The 15272-nt window shown below is 45.2% G+C and carries 14 protein-coding genes; all 14 read left to right on the forward strand.

Translation table 11 applies throughout. The features are described from left to right. Positions 1-4 precede the first annotated feature (4 nt). The 14 genes from MTR82_RS08495 to dnaI all read left to right on the forward strand — a co-directional run bounded on the left by MTR82_RS08495 (position 5) and on the right by dnaI (position 15127). A complete protein-coding gene (locus MTR82_RS08495; protein WP_052652003.1) occupies positions 5-463 on the forward strand; it encodes a MaoC family dehydratase in 459 nt (152 codons plus the stop codon). A 59-nt stretch (positions 464-522) separates the two neighbouring features. Further along, positions 523-1230, forward strand: a complete 708-nt coding sequence (locus MTR82_RS08500; protein WP_052652002.1) for a response regulator transcription factor — start codon at positions 523-525, stop codon at positions 1228-1230. Then, positions 1227-2624 (forward strand): two-component system histidine kinase PnpS, encoded by a 1398-nt coding sequence (gene pnpS, locus MTR82_RS08505; RefSeq protein ID WP_246808708.1) that lies wholly within the window; start codon positions 1227-1229, stop codon positions 2622-2624. Before MTR82_RS08500 ends, pnpS begins: the two co-directional genes overlap by 4 nt. 14 nt (positions 2625-2638) lie before the next feature. Next, a complete protein-coding gene (locus tag MTR82_RS08510; RefSeq protein ID WP_052652000.1) occupies positions 2639-3853 on the forward strand; it encodes a carboxylate--amine ligase in 1215 nt (404 codons plus the stop codon). A 212-nt stretch (positions 3854-4065) separates the two neighbouring features. Next, positions 4066-5031 (forward strand): FtsH protease activity modulator HflK, encoded by a 966-nt coding sequence (gene hflK / locus MTR82_RS08515; protein ID WP_246808709.1) that lies wholly within the window; start codon positions 4066-4068, stop codon positions 5029-5031. Continuing rightward, on the forward strand, positions 5031-6011 hold the full coding sequence (gene hflC, locus MTR82_RS08520) for a protease modulator HflC (protein WP_246808710.1): 981 nt from the start codon (positions 5031-5033) through the stop codon (positions 6009-6011). The genes hflK and hflC overlap by 1 nt, the downstream gene beginning before the upstream one ends. A gap of 154 nt (positions 6012-6165) precedes the next feature. Next, on the forward strand, positions 6166-8787 hold the full coding sequence (polA, locus tag MTR82_RS08525) for a DNA polymerase I (RefSeq protein ID WP_052654550.1): 2622 nt from the start codon (positions 6166-6168) through the stop codon (positions 8785-8787). Positions 8788-8801: 14 nt separating this feature from the next. After that, positions 8802-9671, forward strand: coding sequence for a bifunctional DNA-formamidopyrimidine glycosylase/DNA-(apurinic or apyrimidinic site) lyase (gene mutM / locus MTR82_RS08530; protein WP_052651997.1), 870 nt, complete (start codon positions 8802-8804; stop codon positions 9669-9671). A 10-nt stretch (positions 9672-9681) separates the two neighbouring features. Beyond that, positions 9682-10287 carry a dephospho-CoA kinase gene (gene coaE / locus MTR82_RS08535; RefSeq protein ID WP_052651996.1) on the forward strand — a complete coding sequence of 202 codons (606 nt, stop codon included), beginning with the start codon at positions 9682-9684 and terminating at the stop codon, positions 10285-10287. A 219-nt stretch (positions 10288-10506) separates the two neighbouring features. Continuing rightward, positions 10507-11526, forward strand: a complete 1020-nt coding sequence (locus MTR82_RS08540; RefSeq protein WP_052651995.1) for a glyceraldehyde-3-phosphate dehydrogenase — start codon at positions 10507-10509, stop codon at positions 11524-11526. Positions 11527-11843: 317 nt separating this feature from the next. After that, positions 11844-12227: an adenosylmethionine decarboxylase gene (speD, locus tag MTR82_RS08545; RefSeq protein ID WP_246808711.1), complete on the forward strand. Its 384-nt coding sequence runs from the start codon at positions 11844-11846 to the stop codon at positions 12225-12227. A gap of 114 nt (positions 12228-12341) precedes the next feature. Beyond that, positions 12342-12818 (forward strand): transcriptional regulator NrdR, encoded by a 477-nt coding sequence (gene nrdR, locus MTR82_RS08550; RefSeq protein WP_052651993.1) that lies wholly within the window; start codon positions 12342-12344, stop codon positions 12816-12818. An 11-nt stretch (positions 12819-12829) separates the two neighbouring features. After that, positions 12830-14191: a replication initiation and membrane attachment family protein gene (locus MTR82_RS08555; RefSeq protein WP_246808712.1), complete on the forward strand. Its 1362-nt coding sequence runs from the start codon at positions 12830-12832 to the stop codon at positions 14189-14191. After that, positions 14192-15127, forward strand: coding sequence for a primosomal protein DnaI (dnaI, locus tag MTR82_RS08560; protein ID WP_246808713.1), 936 nt, complete (start codon positions 14192-14194; stop codon positions 15125-15127). The last annotated feature ends 145 nt before the right edge of the window (positions 15128-15272 follow it).

Genomic DNA, 15272 nt, shown 5'->3' on the forward strand with positions numbered 1-15272 from the left:
ATTATTGCTTGGAAAAAAGCGTGAATTAGGCCGTAAAATAGAAGACCTGAAAATAGGGGAGAATCTGCAGTTGACAGAAACGGTTGAAGATAAAGATCTTCTTCTTTACCTCGGACTTACCAACGATGGAAACCCGCTATACATCCAGCATGATTTCGCTGCACAAACGGCTTTCGAAAAACCGGTCGTGCCAACCATCATGTTGACGGGGATTATCACTTCGGCCATTTCAAAATATTTACCAGGCCCTGGATCTTATATTAATGAACAGCAAATTAAATTTCACCGGCCTGTCTATCACTACTCAACTTTTCATTTCTCTTTGGAATTAGTGAAAATTGATGTAGAAGGAAACGAGGTCACGATAAAAGTCGAAGCATCTGATGAAAAAGGCAATTTATTGATTTCGGGAACAGTTCTCGTCAATCCGCCCAAGCTGGAGAGCCAGTTGGCCAGCCATTAAGATGATAGCCGTAATGCGGTTTGAAATGGGGGTTTCAAACTGAATGTGGAGGATGTAAAATGCTGAACAAAATATTGATCATTGAAGATGAGCATTCGATTGCAACATTATTGTCCTATAATCTGGTGCAGGCAGGCTACGAAACGATTGTTGCCTATGACGGAAAAGAAGGCTATGAAATGGCGATGAGCGAAAAACCTTCCCTCATTGTCCTGGATTTGATGCTGCCATCTATGGATGGAGTCGAAGTGTGTAAATCGCTTCGCCAACAAAAAATCAATACGCCGATCATCATGCTGACAGCAAAAGGCGATGAATTCGATAAAGTATTGGGGCTGGAATTGGGTGCAGATGATTATATGACGAAGCCATTCAGCCCGCGTGAAGTCGTCGCACGCATCAAAGCGGTACTGCGGAGAGTCCAAGCTGCGCCAGCAGAAGCACAGGATTCATCTGCCCCGTTAATCATGGGGAATTTGGCTGTTTATCCAGAACGTTTTGAAGTGTTTTTGAATGAGGAGCAAATTGAATTTACGCCAAAAGAGTTCGAGCTTCTCGTATATTTAATGGAAAACAAAAACCGGGTATTGACCAGAGACCAGTTATTAAGTGCCGTTTGGAAGTATGATTTTGCCGGAGATACACGGATAGTTGATGTACATATTAGCCATTTGCGGGAAAAAATAGAAGAAAATAGCCGAAAACCTCTCTTCATAAAAACGATTCGGGGGCTCGGATATAAATTTGAGGAGCCAAAAGCAGGATGAAGTCATTCAGACATCGGCTTCTGGTGACGATAATGGCATGGATCAGCTTGCTTTTAGCATGTATTCTTCTTATAGTCATCCAACTTTTCCCGATGTATGCAGAAGCGGAAGACAAAACGGAAGTATGGATTATCTTGGCACTGATTTTTATCGGTGCTTTGTTGTTTTCAGCACTTATCGGTCATCGGATCATTAAAGTCCAAGCTCTTCCGATTGAAAATGTTACTCAAACTGCACTGGAGCTCGTCAAAGGAAATTACCGTGCCCGGGCTTTTGAGTATGGCAACGTCGGTGCAGTTCAATTAAGTTCTACAATCAACATATTGGCACGAAATCTGCAGGAAATCACGGCTGTCCGTGAAATGGAGCAGGAGCGCCTAAAAACCTTGATTGAGAATATGGGCAGTGCCTTAATCATGATTGATCGGCAAGGCGGCGTTGCTTTAGTGAATCGATCATTTTTGGGTGAATTTCATTTGATTGAAGAACAAGTGCAGGAAAAGTTTTACAAAGAAGTGCCTCTGCCTGAGGTATTTGAACGATTCATCGAACAAGTTTTTATGACAGAGCAGGCGGCACGGGATCAATTGGAGTTTAAACAAGGCATCCATACGAAAAATATTGACGTATACGGAGCCCCTGTGCTTGGAGACCACGAACAATGGCTTGGAATCGTGATTGTTTCGCATGACATCACCGAGTTAAAACGGCTCGAACAAGTCCGAAAAGACTTTGTAGCGAATGTCTCGCATGAGCTGCGGACGCCAGTTACGTCGATCAAAGGCTTTTCCGAAACGCTGATTGATGGAGCCTATACGGACGAAGCAACCTTGCTGTCATTTCTGGAAATTATCCATACGGAAAGCAATCGGCTTGAAATGCTGATCAACGATTTACTGGATCTTTCCAAAGTAGAGCAAGCCGGTTTCCGAGTCAATGCGCTTCCGACTGATATGGAAAAAGTGATCAAACGGGCAGAAGAAATGGTCAGCAAAAGAATCGAAGAAAAGAAAATCAAACTGGATCTCCAGCTCGAACCGGTTATTCTGCAAGGCGATCCCGACCGTCTATTGCAGGTCATGATGAATTTGTTAGTGAATGCGATTACTTATTCATCGTCTAAGACTACCATCACGGTAAGATTATATACAAAAGGCAAATCCGCCTTAATTGAAGTGGAAGACCAAGGAATTGGGATTGAAGCTTCTGAAATTGGACGTTTGTTCGAACGTTTTTACCGAGTTGACCGGGCAAGAAGCAGGAACTCGGGCGGCACCGGATTAGGATTATCAATTGTAAAGCATTTAATCGAGGCGCATCACGGAAAAGTAGATGTGGAAAGCACAGTAGGAGTGGGGACTAAGTTTACTGTTCAATTGCCTTTAGGGAGTTAATTTAGGAGGAAAGCATGGATACATTACCTTTTTTGCCAATCATTGTAGGAACGGATATGAACGCCTACAATATGGCGATTTCATTTCACGAAGCTTATGGAATTAAGCCGATTTTAGTCGGAAAAGAACCTTTGTCATTCACAGCAATGAGCAATATCACGGAGACGATCGAATTGCGCTCCGGTTTGGCCGATTCTGCTCAATTTGCTTCAATCTTAACCGAGATTGCTGGGAAATACAGAACGCCGGGCAAGACGTTGTTGCTGATCGGCACAAACGATTTATATGTTCGGTTAATTATTGAGAATGCCTCTGTTTTAAAAGAGCATTTTGTTTTCAATTACATCAATGAAGATTTGATGAATCAGCTTCAAGTTAAGGCGAATTTCTATAAGCTTTGCAAAGAACATGGCATTGAAACACCGACGACGTTCTTTTACGATTGCCGCTCCGGCAAGCCGTTTGAAGAACAGATGATGTATCCTGTCATTATCAAGCCGAGCAACGGGATCAAATACAATCTCAATAAGTTTGCCGGACAGCAAAAAGTGTATAAAGTGGAAAATCCGCAAGAGCTGAAGCAAGTCATCGATACGATCATCGGAAGCGGCTATGATGATGAACTGATCATCCAGGATTTCATTCCCGGCGATGATACGTATATGTGGGATTCGGTGATTTATGCAAGTTCCAAGGGCAAAACGCAGCTTGTAACGTTTGCCCAAGTCGTACTGCAGGAACATACCGTGACCGCAATCGGGAACTATACGGCTTTAATTACCCGCTATGATAAAGAAATGATGGTGAAGCTCCAGAATTTCCTTGAAGCAGTGGGCTATACCGGATTTGCGAATTTCGATTTGAAATACGATGAACGCGATGGGAAATTCAAAGTCTTCGAAGTGAATATCCGCCAGGGGCGTTCGAGCTATTACGTTACGGCGCTCGGCCATAATATGGCTTCTTGTTTCGTCGACGACCTCATTTACCACGTTGAAAAACCGGTCACTTATCTAAATGAAGATTTCCTATTCACGGTCGTGCCGAAAATCGTCTTGAAAAAGTTCGTAGACAATAAAGCCGTACAGCGTGATATTAAAGAATTATTGAAAAAAGGCAAATATGGAAATCCGTTATTCTATAAAAAGGATACGCATTTAAAGCGGAAGCTGTATTTGTTTGCGCGGCAAATCAATTATTATAAGAAATATAAAAATAATCAGTGGTAATATTTACAAAACATTCACACTGCCTTCACAATAGAGTGATATGGTGTTTAAGAACCCCCTTTAAACCGCATAAATGAAAAAGAGCCCTCTAACCCGGGGCTCTTTTTCGTGTGCAAATGCAATAAGCATTTTTATGAGATTATTTAATTTCATGAAACTATTTTAATATTGCTTCGTAGAATGAGTATACATAATAATAAGGGGGTCATTTTATGACTACAAAAAAAATACTGAGCATCATTGGCTTAGCCTTGTTGGGAATCGTCCTATTAATTGCTGTTTTTACTTCCTGGTATACCGTAGACGAATCCGAACAAGCCGTCATTATCACGTTCGGGGTAGCGAATGAAACCGTAACAGAATCGGGCTTGCACTTCAAATTGCCATGGCCGATCCAAAAAGCTGAAGTGCTTTCCAAAGAAACTTATAGCTTGCAATTCGGCTATAACCAGAATGATCAAGGAGAAATCACCTCTTACGACGCAGAAACCAAGATGATTACGGGAGATGAAAACATCGTCCTTGCGGATTTAATCGTCCAATGGAAAATCACAGATCCGAAAAAGTACTTGTTCAATTCAGAGTCGCCTCGGGAAATTCTCCATGATGCCACTTCTGCTTCCATCCGTTCCATCATCGGGAGCTCGCTGATCGACGATGCCCTTACTTCAGGGAAAGCGGAGATTGAATCGGAGACAAGAGATTTGCTAGCATCGCTTATCGACAAATACGATATCGGCATATCTATTTTGGCCGTCAAACTCCAAGACGTTGAGCTGCCGAATGAAGAAGTCCGTGCGGCCTTTACGAATGTAACGGATGCACGGGAAACGATGAATACAAAAATTAACGAAGCGAAAAAATACGAAAACCAGAAACGCAATGAAGCGCTTGGTGAAAAAGCAGCCATCAATTCGCGTGCTGAAGGGCAAAAAGTGGCGCGTGTTGAACAAGCACGCGGAGACGTCGCAGTATTTGATAAACTGTATGCCGAATATCGGACAAATCCTGAAGTCACACAGCAGCGACTGATCATTGAAACATTGGAAACTGTTTTGCCGAACGCAAAACTTTACATCATGAATGACGAAGGCGGCACGATGAAATATTTGCCGCTGGAGAGCATGCAGTCTGTCGTGCCGCCGGCTGCTGAGACTGAAGAAGGAGGCGGAAACTAATGGAGCCGAACAAACCGATCCCTGAATCTCAGAAACCGAATCCATGGGGAAATCCAAAAAAACCGAAAAAGAAAAAAGAACCGAAAGAGCCGATCAATTTTAAGAAGCATTGGAAACTGATTGTCGGTGCAGTTGTCGTTTTGGCTGTCTTCCTTATTCTTTTGACCAACGTCTATGTCGTTAAAGAAAACGAGTACCGGGTTGTCCGCCAATTCGGAGAAGTCGTTGACATTCACGACGATCCCGGCATTAAAATGAAAATCCCGTTTATCCAAAGTGTGACGTCGCTGCCGAACTACCAAATGACTTATGATGTTTCAGAAGCCGAAATCAATACAAAAGATAAGAAACGGATCATCATCGATAATTACGCAGTATGGGAAGTTGTAAACCCGATCGATCTAATCTCCAATGCCGGAACGATCATTAATGCAGAATCGCGTATGGAAGAATTTATCTATTCGGTTGTCCGGGCTGAGCTTGGCCAATTGAATTACGAGGAAATCATCAACGATGAAAATTCTTCTCGCGGCAGCGTGAACGACAATGTCACAAAGAAAGTAAATGAATTGTTAAAGACAGACAAATACGGCATTCAAGTGATTGATGTCCGCATCAAACGCACCGATTTGCCGGAAGAAAACGAACAGTCGGTGTATACACGGATGATTTCTGAGCGTGATTCTACAGCCCAGGATTATTTGTCTCAAGGCGATGCAAAAAAACGGGAAATTGAAGCTCAAGCGGACCGGGAAGCGCAGGAATTGATCGCAACTGCCCGCAAAGAAGCCTCGTTGATTCAAGCGGAAGGCGAATCTGAAGCCGCTAAAATCTATAACCAATCGTTCTCGAAAGACCCGGATTTCTACCAGTTGTACCGGTCTTTGGATTCCTATACGAAGACCATTGGCGAGGATACAGTCATCATCCTGCCATCTGATTCCCCTTACGCCAATATCTTAACAGGGAATTTGGAATAAAAGGGAGCCGTCATTTCTATTCTTTTTGCCTGCATGGTAAAATGATAGGAATGATGGCTTATTTATTTTCATCGAAGACATAAAAGCCGCCAAAAATTTTGGCGAAGCAGATGAACGATTCTTTTTGAAGATCGTCAGTAGTGAGAGGGGTAATATTGTGGCGAAGAAAATTCTATTATTGGACGGAAACAGTTTGGCTTACCGCGCATTTTTTGCGCTGCCTTTGCTTACGAACGAACACGGCATCCATACAAATGCAGTCTACGGGTTTACAATGATGCTTCAGAGAATCCTTGAAGAAGAGCAGCCGACGCACATGATCGTGGCATTCGATGCAGGAAAAACGACTTTCCGGCATGAAACGTTCAGTGAATACAAGGGAGGGCGCCAAAAAACGCCGCCTGAGTTATCTGAGCAATTCCCTTATTTGAGAAAACTGATCGATGCCTACCGCATCAAACGGTACGAATTGCCGAATTACGAGGCGGACGACATTATCGGCACATTGAGTTTAGAAGCTGAACGAGCCGGTGACGAAGTGATTGTCATTTCCGGCGATAAAGACTTGACGCAGCTCGCTTCTCCGTCGACGACGGTCTACATCACACGTAAAGGTATTACCGATATTGAGAAATACACGGTAGAACACATTAAAGAAAAGTACGGCTTGACGCCAGAGCAAATCATCGATATGAAAGGCCTGATGGGCGACGCTTCAGATAATATTCCCGGGGTGCCGGGAGTAGGCGAGAAAACCGCGCTTAAATTGCTTGCGGCCCATGGCACTGTGGAAGGTGTTTATGAAGCCATTGACCAGCAAAAAGGCAAGTTGAAGGAAAAGCTTGAAGCGAATAAAGACTTGGCATTGATCAGCAAAAAGCTGGCAACCATCGAGCGCCAAGCGCCGATTGAAATCGCGGTCGATGAACTTTCTTACGGCGGGCCGGACCAGGATGAACTGGTGAAGGTCTGGAATGAATTGGCGTTTAAATCGTTGCTGGAAAAGATGGAATACACCGCAGAAGAGACCGAAAAGGAAGAATTGACTTTTGAAGTGCTGAGCGAAATTGATGCATCGATTCTGGAAGATGAAATGGCTGTCCATTTGGAATTATACGATGAGCAGTACCATACGTGCGATTTGCTCGGCGTTTCGCTTGCCACAGCTGAAAAAACCTATGTGATTCCGATGGACGTCATCAAAGAATCGCAGGCGTTCAAAGATTGGTTTAAAGATGATACGAAGAAGAAATACATGTCGGATTCCAAAGCATCGACAGCAGCCTTTTTCCGCTGCGGCGTCGAAGTGGACGGCGTGGATTTCGATTTGATGCTCGGAGCCTACATTGTCAACCCTTCGCTGACTTATACCGACTTGGCGAATATCGTTCAAGAATACGGCTACAGCGAAGTTTCCCAAAACGAACAGATTTACGGAAAAGGCGCTAAAAAAGCCGTGCCGGCCGATGCGGTTCTGCATGAGCACATTGCAAGGAAAGCCCGTACGATCTGGGCTGTGCGGCCGCTCGTGTTGAATAAATTACAAGAAAATGAGCAATACGATCTGTACCGCAATTTGGAATTGCCGCTTGCCACGATACTAGGTGCCATGGAGTCGCTTGGCGTCACCGTGGATAAAGAGCAATTGCTGGCTATGGGAGAGGAATTATCCGGCAAACTGGTGAAAATCGAATCGGAGATCCACAGTTTGGCGGGTGAAGAATTCAACATCAATTCACCGAAGCAATTAGGTATGGTTCTTTTTGAAAAGCTGGGGCTGCCGGTTCTCAAGAAAACAAAAACCGGCTATTCGACAGCAGCGGATGTATTGGAAAAGCTAAACGGACAGCACGAAATCATTTCACACATCCTTCTATACCGCCAGCTTGGGAAAATCCTTTCTACGTATATCGAAGGGCTGTTGAAAGAAATCCATGAAGACGGCAAAGTTCATACGCGTTTCCAGCAAGCCTTGACGACGACAGGACGTTTGAGTTCCATCAACCCGAACCTCCAGAACATTCCTGTGCGGTTAGAAGAGGGACGGAAAATCCGAAAAGCCTTTATTCCCTCATTCCCGGGATGGGTAATGGTCGCTGCCGATTATTCGCAGATTGAATTGCGCGTCCTAGCAGAAATGTCGAAAGATGAGCGGCTGATCGAGGCGTTCAAAAACGACCGGGACATCCATACGACGACGGCCATGGATGTGTTCCATGTTCCGGCAGAGGAAGTGACCGGCGATATGCGCCGTGCGGCAAAAGCGGTCAACTTCGGGATCGTCTACGGAATCAGCGATTATGGCCTTTCCCAGAATTTGAATATTACCCGAAAAGAAGCGCAAGCTTTTATTGACCGGTATTTTGCGAGCTTCCCGGGAGTGAAAGGGTATATGAATGATGTCGTGGCAGGTGCGAAGAAGAACGGTTTTGTGACGACGCTTATGAACCGCCGACGCTATTTGCCGGATATTACAAGTTCGAACTTCAATTTGCGCAGCTTTGCAGAACGGACCGCGATGAATACGCCGATTCAGGGAAGTGCTGCTGATATCATCAAGAAAGCGATGATTGACATGGCCGATGCTCTGGAGCGCGAAGGGCTAAAAACGCGTATGCTTCTGCAAGTGCACGATGAATTGATTTTCGAAGCGCCGCCGGAAGAATTGGAGAAGTTGAAGGAATTGGTTCCGCAAGTAATGGAGCATGCCGTTGAGTTGAATGTTCCGCTGAAAGTGGACTTTGCCTTTGGCGATACGTGGTACGATACAAAATAACAGGAGGCTTTTGAATGCCTGAACTTCCAGAAGTTGAAGGCGTCGTCCGCCAGATCCGGCCTGCTGCCCTCGGCAAGAGAATCGAGGAAGTATTCGTTTCGGATACGATCCGGATTTCAAAAACGAGCGGCAAGGAAGCGATCATCAAACGGATGGAGACAGACTTGTTTATCAGCCGGTTGATGGGCGCACAGATCATCGGCGTAGAACGGCGCAGCAAATACATTTATTTTACATTAAAAAAAGATGGCGAGTTTTTGCTGGTCAATCATCTCGGCATGTCTGGGGCATGGTTTTATGTCGACAGCCTGCTGTCGATCGGGGAAGAGAAGTTCCGCAAGCATGTCCATGTGGTGCTGACTCTGAGCGACGGCAATTTATTGGCATTTTCCGATATCCGCCGTTTTGGCGAAATGCGGGTATTAAAAGAAGAAGCGGACTTTCCGCCGCTGCTTTTGATGGCTCCGGAACCATTCGAAGAAAGGGCCATGGCGCATTTTCTTCAAATGGCCGAAAGCCCAAAATACCAAAATAAACCGATCAAAGAAGTGATCATGGACGGACAGGTCATATCGGGCTGCGGGAATATCTACGCAACCGAAGCGCTGTTCAAAATGAAAATCCATCCGAACCGGGCAGCAAAACGAATCAGCAGAACGCGGAAAATTGAACTGTTCGAGACGATTGTTGCGATTTTGCTGGAAAGCATCGATGCAGGGGGAAGCACGATTTCAGACTACCGCAATGTCAATGGGGAATCTGGCAATATGCAGAACCGTTTTGGCATGTACGGCAAAAAACAATGCATGGAATGCGGCAGCATGACGAAGTCTCTGCAAATTGGCGGAAGAACTTCAGTCTACTGCCCGACCTGCCAAAAGTGAGGACGAGAAAATGATTATAGGACTGACTGGCAGCATTGCGAGCGGAAAAAGCACCGTTTCGAAAATGCTTGAAGAATTAGGATATCCCATTATTGATGCCGATCAAGTAGCGCGGTTAGTGGTCGAGCCGGGGCAAGAAACGTTAGTGAAAATCGCCGCTTTGTTCGGACAAGATGTCATCAAAGAGGACGGCACGATGGACCGTGCCAAAGTCGGCGAATTGATTTTTAACGATCCGGCTAGCCGCAAAAGTTTAAACGACGTCATCCATCCGGCCATCCGGCAGGAAATGCTCCGGCAGCGCAGCGAACTTCTGGAGCAGGGGCATGAAACGATTATTATGGACATCCCATTGCTCTTTGAAAGCCGGCTCCAGCATTTCGTCGATAAAATTTTGGTTGTCAGTGTAACGGAAGAGAATCAGTTGAAACGATTAATGGAGCGAAACGGGCTTAACGAGAAGGAAGCGCGTGCGCGCATCGCTTCTCAATTGCCGATGTCGGTGAAAGAAGAAGGGGCCGACGCGGTCATTTACAACAACGGCACTTTTGATGAAACAAAATGGCAGCTGAACCGCATCTTGGATAACTGGCAGGTTCAATTGGGAAGAGAATAAAACGGGATAATAGGCTTGTCGACTATCGAAGCAGCCTATTTATAGTTATTGTGAATGCTGAAAATCAATCCAAAAACATGAAAAGTCGAAGCCGGGTGCCAGTCGCCCGGCTTTTTTTATTGGGTTCGAATTAAAGGTTCCATAAAACAGTAAATGTGTTATACTATATAAGAAATTAAAAATCAACAGTATGACTTATTTAAATGGGGGTCTCATAAAATGACAATTTCTATTGCGATTAACGGATTTGGCCGTATTGGCCGCATGGTTTTCAGACAGGCAATTTTAATGGACGACATTAAAATCAGTGCTGTAAATGCCGGATACCCTGCTGAAACTCTCGCGCATCTTATTAAGTATGACACAAATCACGGCACCTTTATGGGTGACGTCTCTTCCGAGGAAGACGCATTAATCGTTAACGGCAAACGAGTTCAACTCGTTAACGAAAGAGATCCTTTGAATCTCCCGTGGAAAGAAATGGACATCGACATCGTAATCGAAGCAACCGGCAAATTTAATTCGCGAGAAAAAGCGGCGCTTCATTTAGATGCGGGAGCTCGAAAAGTCATATTGACCGCACCAGGAAAAGACGAAGATATCACCATTGTGATGGGGGTCAATGAAGACAAATTCAACGTCGATGAACATAGCATCATTTCCAATGCCAGCTGCACGACCAACTGCCTTGCCCCTGTCGCAAAAGTATTGAACGACGCATTCGGCATTGAAAATGGCCTCATGACGACTGTTCATTCTTTTACAAACGACCAGAAAAACCTGGATAACCCGCATAAGGATTTGAGACGCGCGCGTGCGTGCAGCCAGTCGATTATCCCTACTTCTACCGGTGCTGCGAAAGCGCTGTCATTGGTCTTGCCGGAACTCGAAGGAAAGCTTCATGGAATGGCGCTGCGTGTGCCGACTCCGAACGTCTCGTTAGTGGATCTAGTAGTGGATTTAGAGCGGGATGTGACGGTTGATGAAGTGAACGAAGCCTTTATCAAAGCCTCTGAAGAAGGTTTGGATGGGATTTTGGCGCTCACGATGGAACCATTGGTATCAGTGGATTTCAACACCAATCCGAAGTCGGCAGTAATTGACGGACTTTCTACGATGGTGATCGGCAAACGCAAAGTGAAAGTTCTTGCCTGGTATGATAATGAATGGGGCTATTCTGCACGCGTCATTGATTTGACGAAAAAAGTAGCGGATGCTTTAGTCTTCGCTGAAGCTTAACCCGAAAATGCCGCGTTTCTTTTTCAGGAAACGCGGCATTTCTATGTCTTTGGCGGGTCTCGACGCCACTGAAAAAAACTTGAATTAAATTTATTGCATTTCATACAGATACACCTTATACTAACATTCGTAGTTGAAAATTAACTACCAGCTTCTATGTGTTCATGGAACTTCATGAAGGCGTTTAGGAAGCATGTGTTTTATTCACATGACTGCTTAAAGGGTTAGGACCTCTTTGGACTAACTTTCCCCCGTGGTAGTCAACTTTGAATATTTTGAGCACGAAAACAAAATGATATCAAAGGGGGAAACGAACCATGGAAACAATGGGACGTCACGTAATTGCAGAACTTTGGCAGTGTGATTTTGACAAATTAAACGATATGGATTATATCGAACAAACTTTTGTTGATGCAGCACTGAAATCCGGAGCGGAAATCAGAGAAGTAGCTTTTCATAAATTTGCACCTCAAGGTGTAAGCGGAGTTGTAATCATTTCCGAATCGCATTTGACAATCCACAGTTTTCCGGAGCACGGCTATGCAAGTGTAGATGTTTATACTTGCGGAGATCTTGATCCGACAATTGCAGCGAAGTATATCGCTGAAGCGCTGAACTCGCAAACGAGTGAAGTGACCGAATTGCCGCGCGGCATGGGTCCAGTTGGCGCTGGAGAAACAAAAGTTTCAGTAACTGTATAATCCATTATTTTGAAAAACAGCAAGCAGGGGATAAATTCCTCTGCTTTTTCTATTTTCCTAAAGAAATTTTGTTATACTAGAAAAAACAGATAGAAAGTTTAGGGAGATGTCGAAATGAAATGTCCGGCTTGCCAGCATAATGGTACACGCGTAGTAGATTCGCGGCCAGTTGATGATATGAAGTCCATAAGAAGGCGCAGGGAATGTGAAGCTTGCGGCTATCGTTATACGACGTTCGAAAAAGTGGAAGAGATGCCATTGATTGTGGTGAAGAAAGATGGATCGCGCGAAGAGTTCAGCCGCGAAAAAGTGTTGAGAGGCTTGATCCGTGCTTGTGAAAAACGCCCGGTTTCACTGGAAGTTCTTGAAAGCGTTGTATTCGATATTGAGAAAGACCTTCGGCGACAGGGAAATGCCGAAGTAAAATCAGAGGAAGTCGGTGAATTGGTCATGGACCGTTTAGCTGGCATCGATGAAGTCGCTTATGTTCGATTTGCATCGGTGTATCGCCAGTTTAAAGACATTACCGTATTTATCGATGAATTGAAGGATTTATTGAAAAAGAGTCCGGATGACAAGAAGTCCGAGTAAGGCGGTGGATTATGACAGCCCTGTATAACGAACTTCAGCCTGCAGATTCCTTCCGAATTCTCATGCCGTATCCTTTTTCCAATTATGACCGCCAGTTGTTGACGCTCCTCTACCAGCCGCTGGTCGGTGCAGAAGCCATCGCTTTTTACTTGACGCTGTGGGCGGAAGGGGAAGAAAGCGCGCAAGAAGCAACGCATTACGTATTAATGAACACACTTGGCGTATCCATTTCGCGGATTTTTGAATCACGTATTCAATTGGAAGCCATTGGGTTGTTGAAAACGTACCGCAAAGACCAGGAAAACCGTTCGTTTGTCTACGAACTTTGTCCGCCGCTTGATCCGAAAAGTTTTTTTGCCGATCCGCTGCTGTCGATGTTTCTTTTCAGCAAAGTGGGGGAAACGACTTATCGCAAAGTAAGGGACCGATTTGTGGTCCACCGGGAAGTATTGGAAGGCTATGCGGAAGTGTCACGTACATTTACCGATATCTTTCAGCCGGTCCATGCGAAAGCAGGCTATCCTTCCGGGACGGATGACTTGCAGGAACGCAAAAAAGGTTCGTATGAAACGGAAGCGGAATTTGATTTTTCTTTATTGCGCCAAGGGTTGTCAGAGCAATTGGTGCCGCACAAAGTGCTGACAGCGAGCATCCGCGAGCTCATTGAAAAACTGGCATTCCTCTACAGCTGGGGGCCGCTTGAAATGCAGAAAGTCATTCTGCTCGCCATTGATGATGACTATAAACTGACGCTTGAAGGTTTGAAGCGGGCAGCCGCTGATTATTACAAATTGACGGTAGCCACCACAGCGCCTCAATTGGTGCAAGTGAAGAAAAAAGAAACGGCCAAAAAAGAAGCGCCGAAAACAAAAGAAGACGAATTGATCGATTATCTGGAGTCGGCTTCTCCGGTCGAAGTGCTGCGGGATATTGCAAATGGCAAGGAACCTTTGCCGGCAGATGTACAGCTCGCGAATCAGCTGGTTATCCAGCATGGCATGGAGCCCGCTGTCGTGAATGTCCTGCTGCAATATGTCCTGCTGCGGACGGATATGAAACTGACTAAGGCTTATGTAGAAAAATTGGCGTCCCACTGGCTTCGAAAAAATATCAAAACGGCAAAAGAAGCGATGGAGCTTGCGCGCATTGAGCACGAGCAGTATTTGAAATGGAAATCGGAAGGATCTCCGGCAGCAAAAACGAGAAGCTCTTCTTCCAGCCGGAAACCGGTAAGGGAAGAAAAATTGCCGGAATGGTTTTATAAAAAAGATGAGGTTCAGCCCCCAAAAGAGGCGGACAACTCTGAAGACCTCGAAGCGGCAAAACAAAAACTATTAGCGAAATATGCGATGAAGAAAGGTAAGGGTGATTAAATGGAACCGATCCGGGAGACATTGAAACGTGTCGTGAATGCCCCTGCTTTTTCCGAGCGCTACAATGCGATGCGGCAGGAAGTGCTGGAGCATCCAGGCGTTCAGCATTTTTTAGATGAACATTCTTCGGAAATTGATAAAAGCATCGTCGATAAAGGCATGGGCAAGCTGTATGAATACATCGACCAGTCCCATGACTGCAATAAATGTCCGAACCTTGGAGCCTGCATCAATCATTTGAAAGGATTTGAACCGAACTTGGTTCTAGAGCGCAGCAATATCGGGATTTCTTATACGCCGTGCCGCTTAAAGAACGAGCACGACAACAAACGCCGTGCTTCTTCATTGATCCATAGCATGTATATGCCGAAAGAAGTAATGGAAGCGACTTTGTCCGGATTTGAGCTGGATGCGAGCCGCGTAGAAGCGTTCAATGCCGTCGATTCTTTCCTTGATGCCACTAAGGGGCCGGGCGAACTTCCGGAAAAAGGCATCTACCTTTACGGGAAATTCGGCATCGGCAAATCCTATTTGCTGAGTGCAGTGGCAAATGCATTGGCTGAGAAAAATATTAAATCGGTTTTGGTCTTCGTTCCTGAATTCATGCGTGAAATGAAACAGGCGATCGGCGACCAGACCTTGCAGGAAAAAGTGGATTATGTAAAAAAAGCGGATGTCTTAATGCTGGATGATATCGGAGCAGAAGCAATGTCGAGCTGGACGCGGGATGAAGTGCTTGGCACGATCCTTCATTACCGGATGGCTGAAAAGCTGCCGACTTTCATGACGTCGAATTTCAGCTATTCAGAACTTCAGCACCATTTGACGTATTCCCAGCGCGGCGAAAAGGAAGACCTAAAAGCGGCGCGTGTGATGGAGCGCATCCGTGCATTAACAACTCCGGTCAAACTGGACGGACGAAACCGCAGAATTTAATCCATCAAGGTGTTGTCTTTTTAAAGTTTTCGTCGTATAGTAAAAACAATCGATACAAACTAATGCGTTGACAAGGACAAGAGTGGATTTGTACGGCTCATAGAGAGGGAGGCCCTGGCTGAAAGCTTCCCAGTACGGCAAAAAC

It is taken from the genome of Planococcus ruber, from assembly GCF_022819085.1.
In the GTDB taxonomy this organism is placed as follows: Bacteria; Bacillota; Bacilli; order Bacillales_A; family Planococcaceae; genus Planococcus; species Planococcus ruber.